Annotated in this window: 25 protein-coding genes and 3 tRNA genes; 18 read left to right on the top strand and 10 right to left on the bottom strand. The window is 56.1% G+C overall.

What is annotated here, in order from left to right; all coding sequences use genetic code 11:
- The first annotated feature begins 164 nt into the window (after window positions 1-164).
- The gene (fliE, locus tag V1599_RS16065; protein WP_112010599.1) at window positions 165-479 is read left to right on the top strand and encodes a flagellar hook-basal body complex protein FliE; all 315 of its coding nucleotides are present in this window, start codon (window positions 165-167) and stop codon (window positions 477-479) included.
- Between the two features lie 72 nt (window positions 480-551).
- Window positions 552-965 carry a lipoprotein YedD gene (yedD, locus tag V1599_RS16060; RefSeq protein WP_112010600.1) on the top strand — a complete coding sequence of 138 codons (414 nt, stop codon included), beginning with the start codon at window positions 552-554 and terminating at the stop codon, window positions 963-965.
- A 158-nt stretch (window positions 966-1,123) separates the two neighbouring features.
- On the opposite strand, the gene amyA is transcribed toward yedD, so the two are convergent.
- The 4 genes from amyA to fliD are packed head-to-tail and all read right to left on the bottom strand — an operon-like array spanning window position 1,124 to window position 4,893.
- Entirely contained in the window at window positions 1,124-2,611 is a 1,488-nt protein-coding gene (amyA, locus tag V1599_RS16055) for an alpha-amylase (protein ID WP_395300410.1), read from the bottom strand.
- Between the two features lie 52 nt (window positions 2,612-2,663).
- On the bottom strand, window positions 2,664-3,038 hold the full coding sequence (gene fliT / locus V1599_RS16050) for a flagella biosynthesis regulatory protein FliT (protein ID WP_112010602.1): 375 nt from the start codon (window positions 3,036-3,038) through the stop codon (window positions 2,664-2,666).
- A 5-nt stretch (window positions 3,039-3,043) separates the two neighbouring features.
- Complete coding sequence (gene fliS, locus V1599_RS16045) at window positions 3,044-3,448, bottom strand: flagellar export chaperone FliS (protein ID WP_112010603.1); 405 nt, start codon at window positions 3,446-3,448, stop codon at window positions 3,044-3,046.
- Window positions 3,449-3,468: 20 nt separating this feature from the next.
- Window positions 3,469-4,893 (bottom strand): flagellar filament capping protein FliD, encoded by a 1,425-nt coding sequence (gene fliD, locus V1599_RS16040; RefSeq protein ID WP_395300409.1) that lies wholly within the window; start codon window positions 4,891-4,893, stop codon window positions 3,469-3,471.
- A 403-nt stretch (window positions 4,894-5,296) separates the two neighbouring features.
- On the opposite strand from fliD, the gene V1599_RS16035 reads away from it, so the two are divergent.
- The 9 genes from V1599_RS16035 (at window position 5,297) to sdiA (ending at window position 13,200) form a co-directional block, all read left to right on the top strand.
- On the top strand, window positions 5,297-6,121 hold the full coding sequence (locus V1599_RS16035; RefSeq protein WP_297120233.1) for a flagellin: 825 nt from the start codon (window positions 5,297-5,299) through the stop codon (window positions 6,119-6,121).
- 61 nt (window positions 6,122-6,182) lie between these two features.
- A complete protein-coding gene (gene fliB / locus V1599_RS16030; protein WP_395300408.1) occupies window positions 6,183-7,379 on the top strand; it encodes a flagellin lysine-N-methylase in 1,197 nt (398 codons plus the stop codon).
- A gap of 129 nt (window positions 7,380-7,508) precedes the next feature.
- On the top strand, window positions 7,509-8,228 hold the full coding sequence (locus V1599_RS16025; RefSeq protein ID WP_112010607.1) for an RNA polymerase sigma factor FliA: 720 nt from the start codon (window positions 7,509-7,511) through the stop codon (window positions 8,226-8,228).
- Between the two features lie 54 nt (window positions 8,229-8,282).
- Window positions 8,283-8,834 carry a flagella biosynthesis regulatory protein FliZ gene (gene fliZ / locus V1599_RS16020; protein WP_112010608.1) on the top strand — a complete coding sequence of 184 codons (552 nt, stop codon included), beginning with the start codon at window positions 8,283-8,285 and terminating at the stop codon, window positions 8,832-8,834.
- 86 nt (window positions 8,835-8,920) lie between these two features.
- Complete coding sequence (gene tcyJ, locus V1599_RS16015; RefSeq protein WP_112010609.1) at window positions 8,921-9,721, top strand: cystine ABC transporter substrate-binding protein; 801 nt, start codon at window positions 8,921-8,923, stop codon at window positions 9,719-9,721.
- A gap of 107 nt (window positions 9,722-9,828) precedes the next feature.
- Complete coding sequence (dcyD, locus tag V1599_RS16010; protein ID WP_395300407.1) at window positions 9,829-10,815, top strand: D-cysteine desulfhydrase; 987 nt, start codon at window positions 9,829-9,831, stop codon at window positions 10,813-10,815.
- A 20-nt stretch (window positions 10,816-10,835) separates the two neighbouring features.
- Window positions 10,836-11,504 (top strand): cystine ABC transporter permease, encoded by a 669-nt coding sequence (gene tcyL / locus V1599_RS16005; RefSeq protein ID WP_112010611.1) that lies wholly within the window; start codon window positions 10,836-10,838, stop codon window positions 11,502-11,504.
- Window positions 11,501-12,253, top strand: a complete 753-nt coding sequence (gene tcyN, locus V1599_RS16000; RefSeq protein WP_112010612.1) for an L-cystine ABC transporter ATP-binding protein TcyN — start codon at window positions 11,501-11,503, stop codon at window positions 12,251-12,253. Before tcyL ends, tcyN begins: the two co-directional genes overlap by 4 nt.
- Window positions 12,254-12,477: 224 nt before the next feature.
- Complete coding sequence (sdiA, locus tag V1599_RS15995; protein ID WP_297120254.1) at window positions 12,478-13,200, top strand: transcriptional regulator SdiA; 723 nt, start codon at window positions 12,478-12,480, stop codon at window positions 13,198-13,200.
- A 67-nt stretch (window positions 13,201-13,267) separates the two neighbouring features.
- Here the strand turns inward: sdiA and V1599_RS15990 are convergent, their stop codons facing one another.
- The gene (locus tag V1599_RS15990; protein WP_112010614.1) at window positions 13,268-13,492 is read right to left on the bottom strand and encodes a DUF2594 family protein; all 225 of its coding nucleotides are present in this window, start codon (window positions 13,490-13,492) and stop codon (window positions 13,268-13,270) included.
- Between the two features lie 471 nt (window positions 13,493-13,963).
- Here V1599_RS15990 and uvrY point away from each other — a divergent pair, with 471 nt between their 5' ends.
- The 6 genes from uvrY to V1599_RS15960 all read left to right on the top strand — a co-directional run bounded on the left by uvrY (window position 13,964) and on the right by V1599_RS15960 (window position 17,499).
- Window positions 13,964-14,620, top strand: a complete 657-nt coding sequence (uvrY, locus tag V1599_RS15985) for a UvrY/SirA/GacA family response regulator transcription factor (protein ID WP_112010615.1) — start codon at window positions 13,964-13,966, stop codon at window positions 14,618-14,620.
- On the top strand, window positions 14,617-16,449 hold the full coding sequence (gene uvrC / locus V1599_RS15980; RefSeq protein WP_297120260.1) for an excinuclease ABC subunit UvrC: 1,833 nt from the start codon (window positions 14,617-14,619) through the stop codon (window positions 16,447-16,449). Before uvrY ends, uvrC begins: the two co-directional genes overlap by 4 nt.
- Window positions 16,450-16,505: 56 nt before the next feature.
- Window positions 16,506-17,054 carry a CDP-diacylglycerol--glycerol-3-phosphate 3-phosphatidyltransferase gene (pgsA, locus tag V1599_RS15975; protein ID WP_112010617.1) on the top strand — a complete coding sequence of 183 codons (549 nt, stop codon included), beginning with the start codon at window positions 16,506-16,508 and terminating at the stop codon, window positions 17,052-17,054.
- A 151-nt stretch (window positions 17,055-17,205) separates the two neighbouring features.
- Window positions 17,206-17,281 (top strand) — tRNA-Gly (locus V1599_RS15970).
- Between the two features lie 46 nt (window positions 17,282-17,327).
- Window positions 17,328-17,401, top strand: a tRNA-Cys gene (locus V1599_RS15965).
- Between the two features lie 11 nt (window positions 17,402-17,412).
- Window positions 17,413-17,499, top strand: a tRNA-Leu gene (locus tag V1599_RS15960).
- A gap of 87 nt (window positions 17,500-17,586) precedes the next feature.
- Here V1599_RS15960 and V1599_RS15955 read toward each other — a convergent pair.
- From V1599_RS15955 to V1599_RS15935, 5 genes are all read right to left on the bottom strand, one after another.
- Window positions 17,587-18,303: an ABC transporter ATP-binding protein gene (locus V1599_RS15955; RefSeq protein ID WP_112010670.1), complete on the bottom strand. Its 717-nt coding sequence runs from the start codon at window positions 18,301-18,303 to the stop codon at window positions 17,587-17,589.
- Window positions 18,300-19,175 (bottom strand): ABC transporter ATP-binding protein, encoded by an 876-nt coding sequence (locus tag V1599_RS15950; RefSeq protein WP_112010671.1) that lies wholly within the window; start codon window positions 19,173-19,175, stop codon window positions 18,300-18,302. Before V1599_RS15950 ends, V1599_RS15955 begins: the two co-directional genes overlap by 4 nt.
- Window positions 19,172-20,449 (bottom strand): high-affinity branched-chain amino acid ABC transporter permease LivM, encoded by a 1,278-nt coding sequence (gene livM / locus V1599_RS15945; protein WP_395300406.1) that lies wholly within the window; start codon window positions 20,447-20,449, stop codon window positions 19,172-19,174. Before livM ends, V1599_RS15950 begins: the two co-directional genes overlap by 4 nt.
- Before the next feature lie 11 nt (window positions 20,450-20,460).
- Window positions 20,461-21,375 (bottom strand): branched-chain amino acid ABC transporter permease LivH, encoded by a 915-nt coding sequence (locus tag V1599_RS15940; RefSeq protein WP_395301586.1) that lies wholly within the window; start codon window positions 21,373-21,375, stop codon window positions 20,461-20,463.
- A gap of 99 nt (window positions 21,376-21,474) precedes the next feature.
- Window positions 21,475-22,596 (bottom strand): branched-chain amino acid ABC transporter substrate-binding protein, encoded by a 1,122-nt coding sequence (locus V1599_RS15935; RefSeq protein ID WP_112010673.1) that lies wholly within the window; start codon window positions 22,594-22,596, stop codon window positions 21,475-21,477.
- Between the two features lie 427 nt (window positions 22,597-23,023).
- On the opposite strand from V1599_RS15935, the gene V1599_RS15930 reads away from it, so the two are divergent.
- Window positions 23,024-23,692, top strand: a complete 669-nt coding sequence (locus V1599_RS15930) for a YecA family protein (RefSeq protein WP_395300405.1) — start codon at window positions 23,024-23,026, stop codon at window positions 23,690-23,692.
- The last annotated feature ends 18 nt before the right edge of the window (window positions 23,693-23,710 follow it).

Genomic DNA, 23,710 nt, shown 5'->3' with positions numbered 1-23,710 from the left:
TCGGCAAACACGACAAAAGTTCCATACTGATGGCCCTGCCATTATTTGATGATTCCGGATTTTCTATGGGTCAAATAACCTGGTTTTTTAACGCTATTTACCGCCTTTATCTTATTGACAAGCTGTTAGTCTTGACCGCGTAAAAAACCATTCAGGGGAGAGTCATGGCTATACAGGGCATCGAAGGGGTTATCAGCCAGCTACAGGCAACGGCAATGTCGGCCCGCAACCAGAGCATGGCGGAACAGCCGCAGAGCATCAGCTTTGCCGGCCAGCTGCACGCTGCGCTGGACCGCATCAGCGACACGCAGACCGCGGCGCGCGCGCAGGCGGAGAAATTTACCCTCGGCGAACCGGGCGTCGCGCTTAACGATGTGATGACCGATTTGCAAAAATCCTCGGTGTCCCTGCAGATGGGCATCCAGGTGCGCAACAAGCTGGTGTCGGCGTACCAGGAAGTGATGTCCATGCAGGTGTAGCCGTCGAACTTACGCTGGCGGCGCCATCGCTTTAATGCCACAATATTTTTTTCTTCGCATGCAGGAAAGATGATGAAAAAGATAGCAATTGTTGGCGCGCTGCTGGCGTTGACCGGCTGTGCTCAGGTGGATAACTACCAGGACGTGATTAAGCATCCGGCTCCGGCGAGCCTGGCGGGCTACTGGCAGTCGGCAGGGCCGCAGAGCAGCCTGGTCAGTCCGGAGGCGATCGCCACGCTGGTGGTGACGCAAGAGGGCGATACGCTGGACTGCCGTCAGTGGCAGCGCGTGATCGCCGTGCCGGGTAAAATCATGCTGCGCTCAGACGACTACTACAACGTGACCCGCAAGCTGGACGTTTATCCGCTCGAGCGAGACGGTTCGCTGTTGGAGTATGACGGCATGGAGCTGCGCAGGGTTGACCGCCCAACGGTGGAGTGCGCAGATTACCTGAGCAAAAACCCGCTGGAGAGTCAACTACCCTGAAGGTAAACGCAAAACGGCAACCTTGTTGCCGTTTTTGGTATTTGCGTCCTCTCCCTGTGGGGTGAGGGAACCCCACAAATTACAGCCTGGCACAGAATACTCCCTCTCCATTCAGGGAGAGGGCCGGGGTGAGGGCATCAGCCCGCATTTTTCCAGTATTACAGCGCGTCCTCAATCACCCACACGCTGACGCTGCCGCCGTTGCAGGTGAAGGTGCCTTCGCCGTCCGCCGCGGTGGTGACGGTCTCTTCGCGATTGCCGAGGAAATCTCGCCACGTTTTATTCCCATAGTTCTCGCCCAGGCAAATCGCCTTTTCTCCCTCGTCGCCGTTGGAGAGCACCACCACGCAGCCGGGGTCGTCCTCGGTGCCGCTGCGGCTAAAGGCAATGCAGTTGGGGTGATCGAAGAACAGCGTCTGCACGCCGTGAGCGAAGCGCTGGCGGGCGAGGATCAGCTCGTGCAGCTGCTCGATAACCGGCATGTCGATGTGATAGCTCTCGCCGTCGCCGCCGGTGTCGTCATAGCTGGCGCCGAACAGATCGGGATAAAAGACGCTCGGCACGCCGTTTTCGCGCAGCAGGATCAGGGCGTAGGCCAGCGGCTTGAACCAGGCCTCGACCGGAGCCTCCAGCGCCTGCAGCGGCTGGGTGTCGTGGTTGGCGACCAGCGTTACGGCGTGGAACGGATCGGCTTCCACCAGCGTGCCGGTAAAGATCTGGCTCATGTCGTAGTCACGGCCCATGCGCGACGCCTCGTGGAACTTCATCTGCAGCGGGGCGTCGAACAGCATCGTTTTGCCCTCAACCTGGTCGATATAGTTCTTCAGCGCGCCGACGTCGTGCGACCAGTATTCTGCCACCACGAACAGCGGCTTTTCCGACACTTCCTGAACGTGCTCGATCCACTCCTTGTAGAACCAGGCGGGAATGTGTTTGACCGCATCCAGGCGGAAGCCGTCGCACTGTGTCTGCTCCATGACCCAGCGCGCCCAGTATTTGATCTCCTCGGTGACCGCGTGGTTGCGGAAATCGATGTTCTCGCCCATCAGGTAGTCGAAGTTGCCCATCTCACCGTCAACCTGATCGTTCCAGCCCTCGCCGGTATAGTCGTTGACGATTTTAAAGATGCCGTCCTCGCTGGGGTTTTCGATGTGGTCGATGCCGCTGAAGCATTTATAGTCCCAGACGAACTGCGAGTATTGCCCGGCGCGCACCGGGAAGGTGTAGCGGGTCCAGGCCTCGCACTCGATGATTTCATCGTCAATTTGCGTGCGGTCCTGTTCGTTCACGCGCTGAACGCGCACCCGTTCTTTTTCGTCGGCGCCCATTTTGTGGTTCACCACCACGTCCAGCAGCACCGCAATGTCGTTGCTCTTTAAGGCGCTGATGGCTTCCAGCAGCTGCGCTTTGTCGCCGTATTTGGTGGCCACGCTGCCCTTCTGGTCGAACTCGCCGAGATCGAAAAGATCGTAGGAGTCGTATCCAACGGAATAGCCGCCCGATGCGCCTTTATACGCAGGGGGTAGCCAGACCATATTGATACCGATTTCGTTCAGGTTGGGGGCAAGCGCCGTGACCTCAGGCCACAGTTCACCGCCCGTGGGGTAGTACCAGTGAAAGCATTGTAATAGCGTGGGGTTTTTCATCGTCCGTGCTCCAGAAGCCGTTTGGCTGACTTCTGGAGTATGGATGAAGAAATCATAATTGTGTGTCGCGGGTCAAACTTTCTGGATAAAGAATATTCCCCGACAGCTTTCCGTAGGTCGACGTAACGGATTGCTGTTTGCCGGTTTGATCGATGAGGCTGCGCAGCTCGTCCATGCGGGACTTGAGCATGGCCTTAAGCTGGTTCTCGTTTTCGAGGATCTTCTCCAACAGAAAACGCGCTTGCTCAACCTGAGCGGGGGGGCATGACGTGATGGGGTTTTGCGAAATACGCTCCACCAGTTGGACGTAATGCATTTCCTGCTCGATAAGCTCATCCCATTGGCCGGAACGAGCAAGATTTAGCATAGCAATGCTCTGGGCATGCAAAGCATGCCAGTGACTAAGCGCTGCGCTGGGAATATTCATCAAAATTATCCTGAGATAGAGGACGCATTGGGGCCTATTTGCTTCCACGCATCCGCAATGTTGTTTAATAAACCCTCGACTTCAACAATTGCGTCTACGTCGTTACTCACATTTGCGTGTAACAAACGTCGAACCATATATTCATACAAGGAGGCAAGATTACCGGACAGCTCGCTTTCAACCTCCATGTTCAGCCCCGCTTTTAACCCGTTGTCGATAATGTTGATGGCTTTGGATAAGGCTTCGCCTTTTTCCCGAATTTGTCCGGCCTCGAGAAACAGGCGCGCGCGGACAAGGGCGCTGTGCGCCCCGTCAAACAACATCACGATCAGCTGGTGTGGACTGGCATTCATCACTGCACTTTCAACGCCTATCTTTTGATAGGACTGAACACCAGAGGTGCTATACATATCCACTCCTGAAACAACGATTATTTCTGTGAGAACTGTTGGGTCAAATAGTTGGCGGTGTTGGTCATTTTCGTCACTAACACGTCCAGACTGGTGAACTGCGCTTTGTAACGCGCCATGGTGGCATCAATCTGCGCTTCCATCGCGTCGTAACGCTCGCCAAGGCTTTTCAGCGTTTTGTTGATCCCGTCTTTGGCGTTCTGAATCACGCCCGCGTTGCCCACGCTGGTGCTCAGCATCGAATCCAGCGTTTTGCTCATCTTAGTGGCCATGCCGGTGGTTTTGCCGTCGCCAATAAAGTACTGCTGGATGGCGTCCGGGTTATCCGTCAGGGCTTTTTTCAGCTTATCCGTGTCGACCTTCAGGTTGCCGACGGTGCCGTCCGCGGCCTTGGTCGGGTCCTGCGTAATGCCGAGCTGCGCCATAATCTGGATCGAACCGCTTTGCGCTTCGGTCAGCAGGCCGCGCAGCTGGGACTGAATGCCGCGCACGTTCGCGTCGCCCACCAGCGCGCCGTTACTGGAGGACTGGCTGCCTTTGCCCGGATCGACAGCCACGTATTTGGTCAGGCTGTTGATGGTGGACTGCAGCGAGTTGTAGGCCGTTACCCAGTCGGTAATCGCCTTCTGGTTAGCGTCGGTCGCGCGCGACACTTCCAGCATTTCATCCGCTTTGCTTTCTGCTTTTAGCGTAAACGTCACGCCGGGCAGGGCGTCGGTAATGGTGTTGGATTGACGCTCAATCTCAATGTTGTTCACCACCACGATGGCGTTCTGCGCCGGGGTGTTGACCGTCAGCCCGCCGGTCTTCGCCGTAGAGTCGTAGCCAATCGCGCTTTGCAGCTTGTCGTCGCCGGTGACGCTGATGGTCATCTCACCGTCGGTACCGGTGGTTTTCGAGGTCAGCATCAGGCGGTAATCGCCGTCCTTCGCTTTGATCACGCTGGCCGTCACGTTGCCGTTGGCCTTGTTGATCGCGCTGGCGATCCCGGCCAGCGAGGTGTCATCGTCCGCGACGTTCACTTCCAGCGGCGTTTTGGTGCCCGGCTGGGTAATGGTGATCTTGCGCGTGGTGCCCGTAGTGTCGCCCAGCTGTGCGGTATTGCTGGCATAGGAGCCGGTGGTCAGCGCCTGCGCTTTCGCCACCTGGTTCACGTTTACCACAAAGGTGCCCACGGAGGCGTTTGCCGCCGTTGTCGCGGTGAACGCCGTGTTGGTGCTGCTCACGGACGTGGAGTTCCAGGTGGCCGTTTTACCGAGCGCGGCGGTCGCGGTTTGCAGCGAAGTCATGGCGCTCTGCAGCTTGCCGTAAGCGCTTAACTGTGCGTTATACGTCGATTGCTGGGAAGTAATCGTCGTCAGCTTGGTTCTTTCTGCCGCATCCAACTGATTATATAAATCCCCGAGTCCTGCAGAACCTATCCCGAGGTTACTGATAGTAGCCATGCATATTTTCCTTAAAATACGAAAGTAGTTCAGGACTCTTATCGGCCTCTTGAGCGAAAAGTTTACGTATAAGAGAAAAAAATAATCCCAGGAATAGGCGCTGCATTAAGCAGTAAATGAAAGGATTGTCCTTAAGGGAATATATTTGAAGGATAAAAACCGCAAGAAAAGTACGCCTTGAGCGCGGGCAAATAAAGACCAAAATAGCCCGCAGAATTAGGCGTAATTTATGGCTTTAAATCCTTTTTTGAAATTAAAATTCTTTAAAATCAAGGTGATGTAATTTTTTCAAAATTGATTTCTAAAGTCTTTTGGGGACCCGTCGATAACCTTGTTGACGGTGAGAGACGCTGTGAGTGTTAGGCACCGGACCTAAAACCCAATTTTTGAAGGAAAGAAAATTATGGCAGTTATCAATACTAACCTGATGTCACTGACTACTCAGAACAACCTGAACAAATCTCAGTCTTCTCTGGGCACGGCTATTGAGCGTCTGTCTTCAGGTCTGCGTATCAACAGCGCGAAAGACGATGCTGCTGGCCAGGCGATTGCAAACCGCATGACCGCTCAAATCAAAGGCATGAACCAGGCTGCGCGTAACGCCAACGACGGTATCTCCATGGCGCAGACCGCTGAAGGTTCCCTGAACGAAATCAACAACAACCTGCAGCGCGTTCGTGAGCTGGCGGTTCAGGCAAGCACCGGTACCAACAGCGCGTCTGACCTGGCTTCCCTGCAGGATGAAGTCACCGCACGTCTGGAAGAAATTGACCGCGTAGCGGGCAAAACCGACTTCAACGGCATCAAGCTGCTGGACGGTTCTGCAGGCGCAGCTGGCGTGGTTAAAATTCAGGTTGGCGTGAACGACGGCGACACCATCGATCTGGACCTGAGCGGTGCGAAAGCTGATACAACCACTCTGAAAGTTGACACCCTCGACCTGAAAGCGGTTAAAGCAACTGACCTGGCAACTATTGATGCTGCTATCGCGACCGTAGACAAAGCGCGTTCAGGCCTGGGTGCTGTGCAGAACCGCTTCACCTCTGCTATCAACAACCTGAACAATACCTCTACTAACCTGTCTGCTGCTCAGTCCCGTATCCAGGACGCTGACTACGCAACTGAAGTGTCTAACATGTCCCGCGCGCAGATCCTGCAGCAGGCTGGTACTTCCGTTCTGTCACAGGCAAACCAGGTTCCACAGACCGTTCTGTCTCTGCTGCGTTAATTTACGCGTAAAGCCCCGCTTCGGCGGGGTTTTTTTGTCTCTGCTATTTGAGTATCCGCCGATGAAACAAATCAGTGTTACCCAACCAAAGCTGGTCGCAGATTTTTCCTGCATCGGGGGCGCGTGCCGCGAGCACTGCTGCCAGGGCTGGACCATCTCGTTTGATAAATCGTCGGTTAATCGCTATCAGAACAGCAAAAACGCCGCGATTCGCCATATTGCGAAAACGGGCATAAAGGTAACTAAAAAGCAGTACGAGAACTGGGGCGAAGTGATATTCCATACGGAAAGCAATAGCTGCCCGTTTATGGACGCGGAAAAACTCTGCGCGATCCACGCATCTCTCGGCGCCGAGGCGCTTAGCCCAACCTGCTCAACTTTTCCGCGCGCTAACCGAATCTATAAAAACGACGTTGAAAAATCACTGAACCTGTCGTGCCCCGAGGTGACGCGGCTTTTACTGAGCGACCGCGAGTCGATGGCGCTGATGGAATCCACGCACGTGCAGCAGGACGTCAATAACGCGCCGCCGCTGAATATGCGCACGAAGGTGATTAACCTCTTCTGCCAGAATATCCTGAACGTGGCGAACGTCAGCGTTGAAGAGCAAATTTACGCCATGGTGAAATTCCTCATGGTGGCCGAAAAGCTTGAGAGTATTGAAGACGGTATTTCCACGCTTGAAACGGTCTATTTCGCGCTGGTGAACGAGCTTCAGAGCGGCAAAATAAAGGCCGAACTACAGGGCTTCTCGCAAAACTACGGTCTTAAATTCTCGCTTATCTCACTGATGCAAAGCTACTTCTCGCAAAAAATGGCGAGCCGGGGCGGGGCGGTGCTGAACCGCTATTTCAGGCAGCTGTACGCTCAGTTTGACGCGGCGGACGACGCGCAGCGTATCATGCAGGATATCGAAGCGGCATGGCGTAGCGCTTCCGCGGATTTACTGATTCAGAATGACCACCTGTTTAAGAACTTTTTCAAATATAAGCTGTGGCAGCAGGGCTTCCCGCAAAATAACGGCCGCGGCATGCTGAATAACCTCTATTTGATCGTGGCGGAATACTATTACATTAAAACGCTGCTGGCGGGCCAGGCGAAGGTGGCGGGGGAAATTTGTCAGGACAACGTCATCGACGTTATTTATAGTTTTCATTCTCTTAGCCAGCATAATGCCGATGTGCAAAAGCTCTTTCACCAGCAAATAGAAAACGTGAGGATGGGAGACGATCTTTCCCTGCTGCAGCTGTTAATTTAGCGCCTGAAAATGCCCCTGCATGGGGCAACCCCAGAATAACCTCACTTTATCCCCCTTTTTCATCCAATTGAACGCCCTGCAGAATCGGATAATCATGCCGATAACTCAATTAACGCAGGGCTGTTTATCGTGAATACACTCTATACCGCTGAAGGTGTAATGGATAAACACTCGCTGTGGCAGCGTTATGTCCCGCTGGTGCGTCACGAAGCATTGCGCCTCCAGGTGCGTTTGCCGGCGAGTGTGGAACTGGACGATCTGCTACAGGCGGGCGGTATCGGGTTATTGAATGCAGTTGACCGATACGACGCTCTGCAAGGAACGGCATTTACGACTTACGCAGTTCAGCGTATTCGTGGTGCGATGCTGGACGAGCTGCGCAGCCGCGACTGGGTGCCGCGCAGCGTTCGCCGCAACGCGCGCGAAGTGGCGCATGCGATGGGGCAGCTGGAACAGGAGCTTGGGCGCAACGCGACGGAAACCGAAGTGGCGGAGCGTCTGGGTATTGCTGTTGAAGAGTATCGCCAGATGTTGCTCGATACCAATAATAGCCAACTCTTCTCCTATGACGAGTGGCGCGAAGAGCATGGCGATAGCATCGAGCTGGTGACGGATGAGCACCAGCAGGAAAACCCGTTACACCATTTAATGGAAGGTAATTTACGCCAGCGCGTGATGGAAGCCATCGAGGCCTTGCCCGAGCGCGAACAGCTGGTGTTGACTCTCTATTACCAGGAAGAGCTCAACCTCAAAGAGATTGGCGCGGTGCTGGAAGTGGGGGAGTCGCGGGTTAGCCAGCTGCACAGCCAGGCCATTAAACGCTTACGGACCAAACTGGGTAAGCTCTAGGTGATTGATTCATCTAACGAATGCCGCACAACGTATTGACAACCAGGAGTTATCATGACGGTGCAGCACCTTAAAAGACGGCCACTAAGCCGCTACCTGAAAGACTTTAAGCACAGCCAGACGCATTGCGCGCACTGCAACAAGCTACTCGACCGCATCACGCTGGTGCGTCGCGGCGAAATCGTCAACAAAATCGCGATTTCTCGTCTCGACACCCTGCTGGACGAAGCCGCCTGGCTCGAAGAGCAGCGGGAGTGGGTAGCGCTTTGCCGTTTCTGTGGCGATCTCCACTGCAAAGAGCAAAGCGACTTCTTTGATATCATCGGCTTTAAGCAATTTCTGTTCGAACAGACGGAAATGAGCCACGGCACCGTGCGCGAATACGTGGTTCGCCTGCGCCGCCTGGGCCAGCATCTGTCCGTGCAAAACATCTCCCGCGATCTGCTGCATACAGGGTATCTGGATGAAAATCTGGAGCCGTGGCTGCCCGCAACCAGCACCAATAACTACCGCATCGCGCTGCGCAAGTACGCGCAATATAAGGTTCAAATGCCCGGCGCGATGAAGCAGAAAGTCCACGCCGAAACAACTTCTGATATATATTAAAAATGAATAAGATGTAGAGAAGTCGCCTTTGACGTTACGGGCGAATTCTCTACACTACTCAAAAATTCCACTGTATCGGGGTACTTATGAAATTAGCACTTCTGGGTCGTCAGGCGATGATGGGGATGATGGCCGTTGCGCTGGTCGCGGGAATGAGCGTGAAAACGTTCGCGGCGGACAATCTTTTGAATAAAGTGAAAGAGCGCGGCACGCTGCTGGTGGGGCTGGAAGGCACCTATCCTCCCTTTAGCTTCCAGGGCGATGACGGCAAGCTGACCGGTTTCGAAGTGGAATTTGCCGAAGAGCTGGCCAAGCATCTGGGCGTGAAGGCGTCGCTGAAGCCGACCAAATGGGACGGCATGCTGGCGTCGCTGGACTCCAAACGTATTGACGTGGTGATTAACCAGGTCACGATCTCTGACGAGCGTAAGAAGAAATACGACTTCTCCACGCCGTACACCGTGTCCGGTATTCAGGCGCTGGTGAAAAAAGGGAATGAGGGCACGATTAAATCCGCTGCCGACCTGAAAGGTAAAAAGGTGGGCGTCGGCTTGGGCACTAACTACGAAGAGTGGCTGCGCCAGAACGTGCAGGGCGTGGACATTCGCACCTATGACGATGACCCGACCAAATATCAGGACCTGCGCGTTGGCCGTATCGACGCAATCCTGGTTGACCGTCTGGCGGCGCTGGATCTGGTGAAGAAAACCAACAATACCCTGGCGGTAGCCGGTGATGCGTTCTCCCGTCAGGAATCCGGCGTGGCGGTGCGCAAAGGCAATGAAGACCTGCTGAAAGCGATCGATTCCGCGATTGCTGACATGCAGAAGGACGGTAGCCTGAAGGCGCTCTCCGAAAAATGGTTTGGCGCTGACGTGACCAAATAAGTCGTTGACCGTTAAAAAAAGGCGCTTTTAAAAGCGCCTTTTTTATTTCTGGTGCGACAACGTGCATAATAAAAATATTATATAAATACAGAGTTACCGGAGGTTTCATGTCACTGCAGAATTTAACGCGCTTTCCCCGGCTGGAGTTTATCGGCGCGCCGACGCCGCTCGAGTACCTGCCGCGCTTTTCCGACTACGTGGGGCGCGATATTTTTATCAAGCGTGACGACGTAACCCCCATGGCGATGGGCGGGAACAAATTGCGCAAGCTGGAGTTTCTCGCCGCCGACGCGCTGCGCGAAGGCGCAGATACGCTGATTACCGCGGGCGCTATTCAGTCCAACCACGTGCGTCAGACCGCGGCGGTCGCGGCGAAGCTGGGCCTGCACTGCGTGGCGCTATTGGAAAACCCCATCGGCACGACGGCTGAAAACTACCTCACCAACGGTAACCGCCTGCTGCTGGACCTGTTCAACGTGCAGGTCGAAATGGTTGATGCCCTGACCGACCCGGCGGCGCAGCTCGACGAGCTGGCGACGCGTCTGGAAGCGCAGGGCTTCCGCCCGTACGTCATTCCGGTGGGCGGCTCAAACGCGCTCGGCGCGCTGGGCTACGTGGAAAGCGCGCTGGAAATTGCCCAGCAGTGCGAAGGGGCGGTCAGTTTATCCTCCGTGGTGGTGGCTTCCGGAAGCGCGGGCACGCACGCCGGGCTGGCGGTGGGGCTGGAGCAGCTCCTGCCGGACGTGGAGCTGATCGGCGTGACGGTCTCCCGCAGCGTGGCGGATCAAAAGCCTAAGGTCGTTACGATCCAGCAGGCGGTGGCCGGGCAGCTTGAGCTTCAGGCAAAGGCCGATATTTTGCTCTGGGATGACTATTTCGCGCCGGGTTACGGCACGCCAAACGATGAAGGGATGGAGGCTGTGAAGGTGCTGGCCCGTCTCGAGGGCATTTTGCTGGACCCGGTCTACACCGGCAAGGCGATGGCGGGGCTGATCGACGGGATCGCTCAAAAGCGCTTTAAGGATGAAGGGCCGATTTTATTTGTCCATACCGGCGGGGCGCCCGCGCTGTTCGCCTACCATCCTCAGGTCTAAAATCAGGTCGAAAAATAATAATGCAAGAAAGTATTCAACTGGTTATTGATTCTCTGCCGTATCTGCTGAAAGGCGCCGTGTTTACGCTGCAGCTCAGCATCGGCGGGATGTTCTTCGGGCTGGTGCTCGGGTTTGTGCTGGCGCTGATGCGCATGTCGCAAGTGTGGCCTGTGCGCTGGCTGGCGCGGTTTTACATCTCCGTTTTTCGCGGCACGCCGCTCATCGCCCAGCTTTTTATGATCTACTACGGCCTGCCGCAGTTCGGCATTGAGCTTGATCCAATCCCGGCGGCGATGATCGGTCTGTCCCTGAACACGGCGGCATACACCTCGGAAACGCTGCGCGCGGCCATTTCGTCTATCGACAAAGGGCAGTGGGAAGCGGCCGCCAGTATCGGCATGACGCCGTGGCAAACCCTGCGCCGTGCGATCCTCCCGCAGGCGGCACGCGTCGCGCTGCCTCCGCTGAGCAACAGCTTCATCAGCCTGGTGAAGGACACCTCTCTGGCGGCCACGATTCAGGTACCGGAGCTGTTCCGCCAGGCGCAGCTCATCACCTCGCGCACGCTGGAGGTGTTCACCATGTACCTGGCCGCGTCCCTGATTTACTGGGTGATGGCGACGATATTGTCCGCGCTGCAAAACTATTTTGAAAACCAGCTGAACCGCCAGGAGCGTGATCCGAAATGAGTGCTATCGACGTTAAAAACCTGGTAAAAAAATTCCACGGTCAAACGGTGCTCCACGGCATTGATCTCGAGGTGGAGCAGGGGGAAGTCGTCGCCATCATCGGGCCGAGCGGCTCGGGGAAAACCACGCTGCTGCGCAGCATCAACCTGCTGGAACAGCCTGAGGGCGGCACGATTCGCGTGGGGGATATCACCATCGACACCGCCAAATCCATCAGCCAGCAAAAGGGTTTGATCCGCAGCCTGCGCCAGCACGTGGGCTTCGTATTTCAGAGCTTTAACCTGTTTCCGCACCGTACGGTGCTGGAGAACATCATCGAAGGGCCGGTTATCGTTAAGGGCGAATCGAAAGAAGAGGCCTCGGCGCGCGCGCGTGAACTGCTGGCGAAGGTCGGACTGGCCGGCAAAGAGACGAGCTATCCGCGCCGTCTCTCCGGCGGGCAGCAGCAGCGCGTGGCCATTGCGCGCGCGCTCGCCATGCGCCCGGACGTGATATTGTTCGATGAGCCGACGTCCGCGCTTGACCCTGAGCTGGTGGGGGAGGTGCTCAACACCATTCGCCAGCTGGCGCAGGAGAAGCGAACGATGGTGATCGTGACGCACGAAATGAGCTTTGCCCGCGACGTTGCCGACCGCGCCATCTTTATGGACCAGGGACGCATCGTTGAGCAGGGGCCGGCGAAAAGCCTGTTTGCCGACCCGCAGCAGCCGCGCACCCGCCAGTTCCTTGAAAAATTCCTCATGCAGTAGCATTTTTGCACCGGTTTGCTCCAGATTGTTTATCTGGAGCAAATTATTCTCTCTGCTTTTACCGCCACCGTGTTTTTTTATTCCATTCAGTTTAAATAAACCCTATTTAATCTAAAGTTAATCATAATATTGCCGATATTTTATGGTCCTAAAAAAGTTTTTATGTGATAGGTTAGATTCACCATAATAATGATTATCTTTAGCAGAGGCTTTATTCAGTACGTATGAGGGATACAGACTTTTTTACCTGGCGACGGGAATGTTATCTACGGTTTCAGGCATTGACCAGTGCCGACGAGGTTTATCAGGAGCTGCAGCAGCAAACGCAGGCGCTGGAATTTGATTATTACTCGCTGTGCGTGCGTCACCCTGTGCCGTTTACGCGCCCAAGAGTTTCCGTTTACGCCAGCTATCCGCAGCCGTGGATGAAGCACTATCAGGCGGAGAATTATTTCGCAATCGATCCGGTATTAAAACCGGAGAATTTCATTCAGGGCCATTTGCCGTGGTCCGATGAATTATTCGCCGATGCGCAGGTATTGTGGGACGGCGCGCGCGATCACGGCCTGCGCTCAGGAATAACGCAGTGCCTGATGCTGCCAAACCATGCGATGGGCTTTTTGTCCGTCTCGCGCGAAAGCGCCAGAGCCACGCCGTTGTCCAACGAAGAAATAGAGCTGCGGCTGCAGATGCTGGTGCAAATGGCGCTTACCTCGCTGCTTCGCTTTGAGCACGAAACGGTGATGCCGCCGGAAATGAAATTCAGCAAGCGCGAACGGGAAATTCTGAAGTGGACCGCAGAAGGGAAGACGTCGGCGGAAATCGCTATCATTCTTTCTATTTCGGAAAATACGGTTAATTTCCATCAGAAGAATATGCAGAAGAAATTCAACGCGCCGAATAAAACTCAGATAGCGTGCTATGCGGCCGCCACGGGGCTGATCTGATCGGATAATACGTTCTGCGTGCCAGACAAGACAACGGCTGAATGCTTCGCATCCAGCCGTTATTTTTTTACTGACGGTAGGCTTGTTTAATTTGCTTAACGGTATTGGCAAAAACGGCGGATTCCGCCTGGTTTTCCATCTGCGCGATCTGTTTTTCCATCTTAATGATCACCCGGCCTGCATCGGCCTGGCCCATCGCTTGCAGCATGAGCGTCAGAAGGGATTTCAGGCAGTTGACTTCCTGAGCCAGCTCCAGGTTATTCTCTGCCGTGGCGAATTCAGGTGTGCTCATTTATTTTCCTCATTATAAAACAGCGCTCGAGCGCGACGATGAACGTTAAGGCGGCGGAGTATACCACAAGCTTTAGCAAAAAATGCAGCGGTTGTTTTTTGTACTTTTCATCGCTTCGTTTATTTACCACGCCGCGGTCGTTGGGTAATCTGAGCAGCATATAGCATATAAAGTCTATTAAATGTTTATCTGACGTGTTCGTTCCGTTAATTGTTGTTACAAAAAATAGAAGAGACTATTTTGCTCGTCTTTCGTGAAAACGTTTTGTAACTTTTTGAATACAGGTGCTTAAAAAGAGTGGTACAGCCTCTATTTTGCGGGAGCTGTTTCCAGCCTCTGTACAGGCTCATTTCCAAAAACGAGAGCAACGTCCACTCGCCGGATTTTAACGTTTTAATCTTTCCCCGAAAAACGTTAATATAAACGCAATTAGCAGTCAGTAGCGTTATCCCTATTCTGGAGACATTTCCTTTGATCAACGTCCTTCTTGTTGATGACCACGAACTGGTGCGCGCAGGGATACGTCGCATTCTTGAAGATATAAAGGGTATTAAAGTCGCCGGTGAGGCCTGCTGCGGCGAAGATGCCGTGAAATGGTGTCGCGCCAACTCGGCAGACGTGGTGCTGATGGATATGAACATGCCCGGCATTGGCGGGCTTGAAGCTACGCGCAAAATTGCCCGTACGTTTGTTGATACCAAAGTCATCATGCTGACCGTACATACCGAGAACCCGCTGCCGGCGAAAGTCATGCAGGCGGGCGCGGCTGGCTATCTCAGTAAAGGCGCCGCGCCCCAGGAAGTGGTTAACGCCATTCGCTCTGTCTTTGCCGGACAGCGCTACATCGCTTCGGACATTGCACAGCAAATGGCGCTGAGCCAGATCGAGCCCGATAAAACGGATTCTCCGTTTTCCAGTTTGTCTGAGCGCGAATTGCAGATTATGCTGATGATCACTAAAGGTCAGAAGGTGAATGAGATTTCCGAGCAGTTGAATCTCAGCCCGAAAACGGTTAACAGCTACCGCTATCGGATGTTCAGTAAACTGAACATTCACGGTGACGTCGAATTGACGCACCTGGCTATTCGTCATGGTCTGTGCAATGCGGAGTCGTTAGTCAGTCAGTGAGTGAAGTTTTCGATTCAAAAGCGTTTCTCAAAACCGTTACCAGCCAGCCTGGCGTTTATCGCATGTATGATGCTGGTGGTACGGTTATCTATGTTGGTAAGGCGAAAGATCTCAAAAAGCGCCTTTCCAGCTATTTCCGCAGCAATCTGGCCTCCCGGAAGACCGAAGCCCTCGTTGCCCTCATCCAGAATATAGACGTCACCGTAACGCACACGGAGACGGAAGCGCTGCTGCTTGAACACAACTATATAAAGCTCTACCAGCCGCGCTATAACGTCCTGCTGCGCGACGATAAGTCCTATCCCTTCATCTTTCTGAGCGGGGACACCCATCCGCGTCTGGCGATGCACCGCGGCGCCAGGCATGCGAAAGGGGAATACTTTGGGCCGTTTCCGAACGGCTACGCGGTGCGCGAAACGCTGGCGCTGCTGCAAAAGATTTTCCCGATTCGCCAGTGCGAGAACAGCGTATACCGCAACCGGTCGCGCCCGTGCCTGCAGTATCAAATTGGCCGTTGCCTCGGGCCGTGCGTCGCGGGGCTGGTCAGCGAAGAGGAGTATGCGCAGCAGGTGGAATATGTGCGCCTGTTTTTAGCCGGTAAAGATGACCAGGTCCTAACGCAGCTGATTGCCCGCATGGAAAAGGCCAGCGGCGCGCTGGAATTTGAAGAGGCCGCGCGCATTCGCGACCAGATCCAGGCCGTGCGGCGGGTCACCGAGAAACAGTTTGTCTCGAATACGGGCGACGATCTGGACGTGATCGGCGTCGCCTTTGACGCCGGGCTGGCCTGCGTTCACGTGCTGTTTATCCGCCAGGGAAAAGTGCTGGGCAGCCGCAGCTACTTCCCGAAAGTGCCGGGCGGCACGGAGCTTGGCGAAGTGGTCGAAACGTTCGTTGGGCAATTCTACCTCCAGGGAAGCCAGATGCGCACGCTGCCCTCGGAGATCCTGCTCGACTTCAAACTGGACGATAAAACCCTGCTGGCGGAGTCGCTTTCTGAACTTGCCGGGCGGCGGGTGAACGTCCAGACCAAACCGCGCGGCGACCGCGCGCGCTACCTCAAGCTTGCGCGCACCAACGCCGCGACGGCGCTCACGACGAAACTCTCCCAGCAGTCGACGGTGCATCAACGCCTAAGCGCGCTCGCGACGGTGCTCCAGCTGCCGGAAGTTAAACGCATGGAGTGCTTCGACATCAGCCACACGATGGGCGAGCAGACGGTGGCTTCCTGCGTGGTGTTTGATGCGAATGGCCCGCTGCGCGCGGAGTATCGCCGCTACAACATTACCGGCATTACCCCGGGCGATGATTATGCGGCAATGAATCAGGTGCTTCGCCGTCGCTACGGCAAAGCGATTGAAGAGAGCAAGATCCCGGACGTGATTCTGATCGACGGCGGGAAAGGGCAGCTCGGCCAGGCGAAAGCGGTCTTTGCCTCGCTTGACGTGGAATGGGATAAAAACCATCCGCTGCTGTTAGGCGTCGCAAAAGGGGCCGATCGTAAAGCCGGGCTCGAGACGCTGTTCTTTGAGCCGGAAGGCGAGGGCTTCAGCCTGCCGCCGGATTCTCCCGCGCTGCACGTCATCCAGCATATTCGCGATGAGTCGCACGATCATGCGATCGGCGGCCACCGTAAGAAACGGGCCAAAGTCAAAAATACCAGCACGCTGGAAACCATCGAAGGCGTGGGGCCGAAGCGTCGACAGATGCTGCTAAAATATATGGGCGGATTGCAAGGCTTACTCAATGCCAGCATTGAAGAAATTGCAAAAGTGCCAGGTATTTCGCAAGCGCTGGCAGAAAAGATCTACTACTCGTTGAAACATTGAGGGCTCTGTAGCAACATAGAGCTAAATTTTACTGACAACAGACAGTTACCGTCATCATGCAATATAATATCCCTACGTTGCTTACCCTCTTTCGCGTCGTACTTATCCCGTTCTTTGTACTGGCGTTTTATCTGCCGGTTGTCTGGGCTCCCTTTGCCTGTGCGCTCATTTTCCTGATTGCGGCCGTCACGGACTGGTTTGATGGCTATCTGGCGCGCCGCTGGAACCAGAGCACCCGCTTTGGTGCGTTCCTCGATCCGGTGGCGGACAAAGTGATGGTGGCGATTGCGATGGTGCTGGTGGCTGAACACTATCACACCTGGTGGGTGACGCTGCCTGCGGCAACGATGATTGGCCGTGAGATCATCATCTCCGCGCTGCGCGAGTGGATGGCGGAACTGGGCAAGCGCAGCAGCGTGGCGGTCTCCTGGATCGGCAAGGTCAAAACCACCGCGCAAATGGCCGCGCTGGTGTGGATGCTGTGGCGTCCAAACGCCTGGGTTGAGTGGGCGGGGATCGGCCTGCTGTGGGTCGCGGCGGTGCTTACGCTGTGGTCAATGCTGCAATATTTAAACGCCGCCCGCGGCGATTTGCTTGAACAGTGATCGTTTCGCCGTAATTTTCAGCAAACGATCCGGGGATGCAAAAAATAACGTTGACTCAAAACGCCATATCAGTAGAATGCAACGCATCGAACGGCGGCACGGTTCGCCAGACGATAATGAAATCAAGTGATTAGATAACACCTGATGACATGCGGGAATAGCTCAGTTGGTAGAGCACGACCTTGCCAAGGTCGGGGTCGCGAGTTCGAGTCTCGTTTCCCGCTCCAAATTAAAGACATGCGCAACAGCGGGTGTCAGTTTGAAAGATTTTACGGCGCGTTAGCAAAGCGGTTATGTAGCGGATTGCAAATCCGTCTAGTCCGGTTCGACTCCGGAACGCGCCTCCACTTTCTTCCCTGGCCGGATGGTGGAATCGGTAGACACAAGGGATTTAAAATCCCTCGGCGTTCGCGCTGTGTGGGTTCAAGTCCCACTCCGGCTACCATGGGAAACAAAGAATAATCAAAGCAATAAGCAGTGTCGTGAAACCACCTACGGGTGGTTTTTTTGTGCCTGAAATTCTCCTCTTCACTCACACCCCGCCCAAATACGCCCTCCGCACCTCCTGATTTCCCAGCAGCTCGTCGCCGCTACCGCTGAGGCGGATTTGGCCGTTGACCATCACGTAGCCCCGATCGGCAAGCTTCAGCGCGTGATGGGCGTTTTGCTCGACCAGAAAAATGGTCATGCCGCCCTGGGCCAGTTCGCGCAGCGTCTGAAAAATCTGCTTCACCACAATCGGGGCGAGGCCCAGGCTGGGTTCATCCAGCAGGAGCAGCTTAGGGCGGCCCATCAGCGCGCGGGCGATGGCGAGCATTTGCTGCTCGCCGCCTGACATCGTCATGGCGCGCTGCTTGCGCCGCTCCTTGAGGCGCGGAAACAGGTCGAACATCTTCTGCATGTCTTCCGCCGCGTGCGTGTTTCCGATCGGAATGGTTCCCATCAGCAGGTTCTCTTCCACGGTCATATCCGGAAAGATGCGCCGCCCCTCGGGCGCCTGGGCAATGCCGCCGGAGGCGACGTAGTGGGTTGAGCGGTGGCTAATATCCTCCCCGCGGAACAGGATCTGCCCGCCGCGTATGCGGGGCTGGCCAAAAATAGACATCAGCAGCGTCGATTTTCCCGCGCCGTTCGCGCCGATCAGCGCCACGGTTTCTCCCTGATTCACCTGCAGGGAGACCTGCTTTAGCGCCTGGATCGCGCCGTAAAACACGTCGACTTCACGAAACTCCAGCATCGGCTCGTTCACAGGGCTACCTCGCTTTCGTCGGTCCCCAGATAGGCGGCGATGACTTTTTCATTATGCTGGATCTCCTCCGGCGTTCCTTCAGCGATCACGTCACCATGGTCGAGCACGATAATGCGGTCGGAAATGTCCATGACCATCCCCATATCATGCTCAATCAGCAACACCGTCATCGCATGATGGTCGCGGAGAAAGCGGATGATGCTGCTCAGCCTGTGCGTTTCAACCGGGTTCAGCCCGGCGGCGGGCTCGTCGAGGCAGATCATCTCCGGCCCGGTGCACATCGCGCGTGCGATTTCGAGCCGCCGCTGCTGGCCGTAGGACATTTCACCCGCCAGGCGGTTAGCGCAATCCACCAGATCCACCACTTCCAGCCAGTAAAATGCGCGATCCAGCGCGTCGCTTTCCGCGCGGCGGTAGGCGGGAGTGTTGAGCACCCCAGCGAGGAGGCTGCGGTTAACGCGCATATGCTGCGCGACCAGCAGGTTCTCAACCACCGACATCTCGCGGAACAGGCGGATATTCTGAAAGGTGCGTGCAAGCCCGGCGCGGTTCACCAGGTGCGTCCCGCCAAACATTTTATAGAACAGCCGCTGTCCCAGCTGCGCCGGGTTAACCCAGTCGCCCGGCTGGAACGCCTGCCCGAGCACCTGGATAACGTCGGTCGTTTTTCGGCGGGTGTTCAGCTGGATAGCGCCGCCGGAGGCCTTGTAAAAGCCTGTCAGGCAGTTAAACACCGTGGTTTTTCCCGCACCGTTCGGACCGATAAGCGCGGTGATCGACCCGCGGCGCACCTCCAGATTGACGTCATTCAGCGCCTTTATGCCGCCAAAATGCATCATCAGGTGCTCTACGCGCAGTATGGTTGCGTTCATGGCGCCACGCCCTTACGCACGGTAAAACCGCTGCGGTTTATCCGGATCAGGCCGCGGGGCCGCCAAATCATCATGCCCACCATCAGCATGCCGAACAGCAGCACGCGGTATTCCGCAAAGCTGCGCAGCAGCTCCGGGGTGACCGTCAGGACAAACGCCGCCAGCACCACGCCCACGGTCGAGCCCATCCCTCCGAGCACCACGATGGCGAGGATCAGCGCGGATTCAAAAAAGGTGAACGAGGTGGGGTTAACGAAGCCCTGGTAGGTGGCGAAGAACACGCCGGCAATGCCCGCCGTCGATGCGCCCAGCGTAAAAGCCGATAGCTTCACCAGCACGTGGTTCAGGCCCATCGCGCGGCAGGCAATCTCGTCTTCGCGCAGCGCCTCCCACGCCCGGCCGATCGGCATTCGCGTCAGCCGGTGCTTGATGTAAAGCACCAGCAGCACCACGATAAACAGCACCGCGTAGATGAAGATAAACTTCATGTTCGGGTTATAGGTCAGGCCGAAGAACTCGTGAAACGGCACGCCGCCCTCTTTTGCGCGTCGGCCAAACTCGAGGCCGAAGAGGGTAGGAGGCGGGGCAGAGACGCCGTTCGGGCCGCCGGTAAAGGTCAGCCAGTTGTTAAGGATCAGGCGAATAATCTCGCCGAAGCCGAGCGTCACGATCGCCAGATAATCGCCGTGCATGCGCAGCACCGGGAAGCCGAGCAGCGCGCCCGCGGCGGCGGCCATCAGCGCGGCCAGCGGCAGCATGCTCCAGAAACCCAGCCCAAGATACTGGTACCCAAGCGCCAGGCCATAGGCCCCGATGGCGTAAAAGGCGACGTACCCCAGATCCAGAAGACCGGCCAGGCCAACCACGATGTTCAGGCCAAGGCCGAGCAGGACGTAGATCAGCCCGAGGATGGCGACGGTCAACACGTATTTGGTTGCGACAAAGGGAAAGCAGATCGCAAGAGCGATAATCAGCGGAACGATCCAGCGCAGGCGGCTTTTGTACTCCGGCGGGCGAACGTAAACCCCCGCGCTGTCGGCCTCAAAGCGCGCCTGAAACCGCGCGCCGGGCGGGGTGGCTAAAAATGCGCTCAGCAGAAAGCGTCCCAGCATCACGATGGCGATAATCCACGCCAGCCGCTTTCCCTCAACGTTGAAGCTGTAGCCGTCCAGAACAACGCCGGCGACAGGGCCAAAGATAATGAGCGCGATAAGGCCGGAGAAAACCGCGTCCAGCACGCAGCGCTTCAGGGAGAAACCCTCGGATGGTGTCATCTCTCTGTTCCTTATACTTTGGCGACGACGGGGCGGCCAAGAAGCCCCTGGGGGCGGAAGATCAGGATCACGACCAGCAATCCAAACGAGAACACATCTTTGTAGTCGGAGTTCACCATGCCGGAAAACTGCGCTTCGGCGACCCCCAGTATCAGCCCGCCGAGCATGGCGCCGGGCAGAGAGCCAATGCCGCCCAGCACCGCGGCGGTAAAGGCCTTAATGCCAATGACGAACCCGACGTAGAAATCAAAGGTTCCGTAGTTCATGGTGATCAGCACGCCGGCAAGGCCCGCCATCGCCGCGCCGATCACAAACACCAGCGAGATCACCCGGTCGGTATTAATCCCAAGGATCGACGCCATTTTACGGTCCTGCTGCACCGCGCGGCACATGCAGCCCAGCCTGGTGTGGCTGATGATCCACGTCAGCAGCAGCATGCCCGCAAGCGACGCTAAAAGGATGAAGATTTTGGTATAGGTGATCTGAACGAAGCCCTCTCCCAGATGGACGCGGAACACGCCGTCAAGCAGGGTGGGCACCCCCTGCTGGCGCGGCCCCTGGCTGAGCTGGGCATAGTTTTGCAGGATCAGGGACATCCCGATGGCGGAGATCAGCGGCGCCAGCCGCGTCGAGTTGCGCAGCGGCCTGTAGGCGATGCGCTCGATGGTCCAGCCGTACACCCCCGTCACCACGATGGTGAAGACCAGCGTGCCGAGAATAAGCAGGGGAAATGACTGCAGGCCGAAGAACGACAGTAGCGCCAGGCCAATGGCGCAGAGATAGGCGGAGATCATATACACCTCGCCGTGGGCGAAGTTAATCATGCCAATAATGCCGTACACCATGGTGTAACCGATGGCGATCAGCCCGTAGACGGACCCCAGCGTTAACCCATTCACTAGCTGTTGCAGGAAGAATGTGCTCATCATCGCGCGCTCGTGTTATATGCCGCGCGTTGCGCGCGGGCTGCTGTTTATTACGCGCCGGCGGGCGAGCCCGTCGACGCTGAGCGTGACTCCGTCCCGTTACGGCACTTCCTTATACTTTCCTTTATCGTCCCACTGGTACACCACGTAGTCAGAGACCTTCAGATCGCCCTTGCTGTCCCACGCCTTTTTGCCCATCACGGTCTCGACGGGATTGGCCTTCAGCCACTCGCTGGCCTTGGCGGAGTCCGTCCCCTTTGTGGCCTTGAACGCGGCGGCGATGGCCTGAATAGAGGCGTAGGAGTAAAGCGTGTAGCCTTCAGGCTCGAACTTGCCCGCGCGGAATTTTTCGATAACGGCTTTGCCGTCCGGGATCAGGCGCGGATCTTTACCAAAGGTCATGTAGATGCCGTTGGTGTACTGCGGACCTCCGGCGGCGGTTACCATCTCTTCGTTGACGATGCAGTCGCCGGAGAAGAACTTCGCCTGCAGGCCTTGTTCACGCATCTGGCGCACCAGCGGGCCGGCCTCCGGATGGCAGCCGCCGAAGAAGACCACGTCCGGCTTTTGCGCGCCGATTTTGGTGACCAGGGCGTTAAAATCTTTCTCGCCGCGCGATAGCCCTTCGTACATCACGTCCTGCACGCCGCGCTTGGCCAGCGCGGCCTTGGTGGCGTCTGCCAGCCCCTGTCCGTAGGTGTCTTTATCGTGGATGATGACCACGCGTTTGGCCTTCAGCTTATCGATAATAAAATCGCTGGCGACCTGGCCCTGCTGGTCGTCGCGCCCGCACATGCGGAACATATCGCTCATGCCGCGTTCGGTAATGAGCGGGTTAGTCGAGCCCGGAGTGATGGCAAGGATCCCCGCATCGCTATACACCTCCGAGGCGGGCATGGTGGAAGAGGAGCAGAAGTGGCCCACGACGGCCTTCACCTTGTCCTGGTCGACAAGGCGGTTAGCGACGGCCACGGCCTGTTTAGGTTCACAGGCGTCATCGCCCTGAACCAGCTTAATTTTCTCGCCGTTGATCCCGCCCGCCGCGTTAATGTCCTCCGCGGCCTGCGTTGCCCCGTGCCAGTACTGATCGCCATAGGTGGCATTCGGCCCGGTGAACGGTCCGGCAACGCCTATAACAATATCGGCCCGGGCGGAAAACGCCGTCACCAGACAGCCTGCCAGCACGAGAGAGAGAGGAGTTCTGATAAATTTCAGCGACATTATGTTGTTCCTTAGCAAAGAGGTTTTTGCACCACGGTCTGTACCCGAGCGCCTGACGGCGTCGTCAATCCAAAAACAAAAGCAAGAACAAAATGCACCAAGTGAGCGGGACACAAATATCAGCCTGCTTATTACGGCGAGGTTTCCTTGTGCATGTCGGCACGTAAAACAATAAGCAAAAATGTTGCCAGAAGGGCCAACCGCAGAGAGCGGGTTGCGACACGTTGAGTATAGAGCGCCGTTTCGCGCCGCCCTGCGGGAGAGCGTGAAATTACAGCGGAGATCACATCTCGTTAACAACGATGCCCATAAGTTGTGCAAGCGTCACGATTTGCACATTTATGCAGCAATAAAGGCCTAAACTTCAGATAGGCATGCGGGATGAACTGTGTCAGGATCGTTTCCTTTTTTATCAGGAGTGACAGCAATGACGGAAGGCCCATTAAATGAAAGCGAAATGGCATGGCTGGAAGAGACGCTCATGTCCTACGGCCATGACGATGCGTCCGTGATTGACGTGTCCGAGCTCGACGGCATGCTTACCGCAGTGCTATCAGGTCCGCGCGTGGTTGAGCCGGATACCTGGCTGGTTGCCGTTTGGGGCGGCGAAAAGCACATCCCGCGCTGGAAAAACGATCGTGAGATGAACCGTTTTATCGATCTCTGCTTCAAGCATATGAACGATATCGCCGAGCGTCTGAGCGAGTACCCGGATCAGTTTGAGCCGATGTTTGGCTTTAACGACGTGGACGGACAGAGCTTTACGGTGGTGGAAGAGTGGTGCTACGGCTACATGCGCGGCGTTGCGCTGACCGACTGGTCCGCACTGCCGGACGCGCTGAAGGCGGATCTTGACGCGATTGCGCTGCACGGGTCGGAAGAGTACAGCGAGACGCTGGACGAGCTGACCGAAGAGGAGTACACCGCCAGCATTGAACGCATTCAGCCAGCGGCGCTTCGCCTGTACAACTACTGGGTTGAGAATCCGCAGCAGCCCGAGGCGCAAAAGCCGATCGTTAACGGCACGAAGGTCGGACGTAACGATCCCTGTCCCTGCGGGAGTGGGAAGAAGTTTAAGAGCTGTTGTTTGCACTGAAAAAATACGGGGCGCATG

The organism is Enterobacter sp. ECC-175, assembly GCF_043968675.1.
In the GTDB taxonomy this organism is placed as follows: domain Bacteria; phylum Pseudomonadota; class Gammaproteobacteria; order Enterobacterales; family Enterobacteriaceae; genus Enterobacter.
Note: the sequence above shows the minus strand (reverse complement) of the source record. Positions and strands in the feature narration are given on the sequence as shown.

Bases quoted from the DNA above. Each gene is read 5' to 3' on its own strand.
- fliE (WP_112010599.1), top strand. From the start codon at position 165: ATGGCTATACAGGGCATCGAAGGGGTTATCAGCCAGCTACAGGCAACG.
- yedD (WP_112010600.1), top strand. From the start codon at position 552: ATGAAAAAGATAGCAATTGTTGGCGCGCTGCTGGCGTTGACCGGCTGT.
- amyA (WP_395300410.1), bottom strand. From the start codon at position 2,611: ATGAAAAACCCCACGCTATTACAATGCTTTCACTGGTACTACCCCACG.
- fliT (WP_112010602.1), bottom strand. From the start codon at position 3,038: ATGAATATTCCCAGCGCAGCGCTTAGTCACTGGCATGCTTTGCATGCC.
- fliS (WP_112010603.1), bottom strand. From the start codon at position 3,448: ATGTATAGCACCTCTGGTGTTCAGTCCTATCAAAAGATAGGCGTTGAA.
- fliD (WP_395300409.1), bottom strand. From the start codon at position 4,893: ATGGCTACTATCAGTAACCTCGGGATAGGTTCTGCAGGACTCGGGGAT.
- V1599_RS16035 (WP_297120233.1), top strand. From the start codon at position 5,297: ATGGCAGTTATCAATACTAACCTGATGTCACTGACTACTCAGAACAAC.
- fliB (WP_395300408.1), top strand. From the start codon at position 6,183: ATGAAACAAATCAGTGTTACCCAACCAAAGCTGGTCGCAGATTTTTCC.
- fliZ (WP_112010608.1), top strand. From the start codon at position 8,283: ATGACGGTGCAGCACCTTAAAAGACGGCCACTAAGCCGCTACCTGAAA.
- tcyJ (WP_112010609.1), top strand. From the start codon at position 8,921: ATGAAATTAGCACTTCTGGGTCGTCAGGCGATGATGGGGATGATGGCC.
- dcyD (WP_395300407.1), top strand. From the start codon at position 9,829: ATGTCACTGCAGAATTTAACGCGCTTTCCCCGGCTGGAGTTTATCGGC.
- tcyL (WP_112010611.1), top strand. From the start codon at position 10,836: ATGCAAGAAAGTATTCAACTGGTTATTGATTCTCTGCCGTATCTGCTG.
- tcyN (WP_112010612.1), top strand. From the start codon at position 11,501: ATGAGTGCTATCGACGTTAAAAACCTGGTAAAAAAATTCCACGGTCAA.
- sdiA (WP_297120254.1), top strand. From the start codon at position 12,478: ATGAGGGATACAGACTTTTTTACCTGGCGACGGGAATGTTATCTACGG.
- V1599_RS15990 (WP_112010614.1), bottom strand. From the start codon at position 13,492: ATGAGCACACCTGAATTCGCCACGGCAGAGAATAACCTGGAGCTGGCT.
- pgsA (WP_112010617.1), top strand. From the start codon at position 16,506: ATGCAATATAATATCCCTACGTTGCTTACCCTCTTTCGCGTCGTACTT.
- V1599_RS15950 (WP_112010671.1), bottom strand. From the start codon at position 19,175: ATGAACGCAACCATACTGCGCGTAGAGCACCTGATGATGCATTTTGGC.
- livM (WP_395300406.1), bottom strand. From the start codon at position 20,449: ATGACACCATCCGAGGGTTTCTCCCTGAAGCGCTGCGTGCTGGACGCG.
- V1599_RS15940 (WP_395301586.1), bottom strand. From the start codon at position 21,375: ATGAGCACATTCTTCCTGCAACAGCTAGTGAATGGGTTAACGCTGGGG.
- V1599_RS15935 (WP_112010673.1), bottom strand. From the start codon at position 22,596: ATGTCGCTGAAATTTATCAGAACTCCTCTCTCTCTCGTGCTGGCAGGC.
- V1599_RS15930 (WP_395300405.1), top strand. From the start codon at position 23,024: ATGACGGAAGGCCCATTAAATGAAAGCGAAATGGCATGGCTGGAAGAG.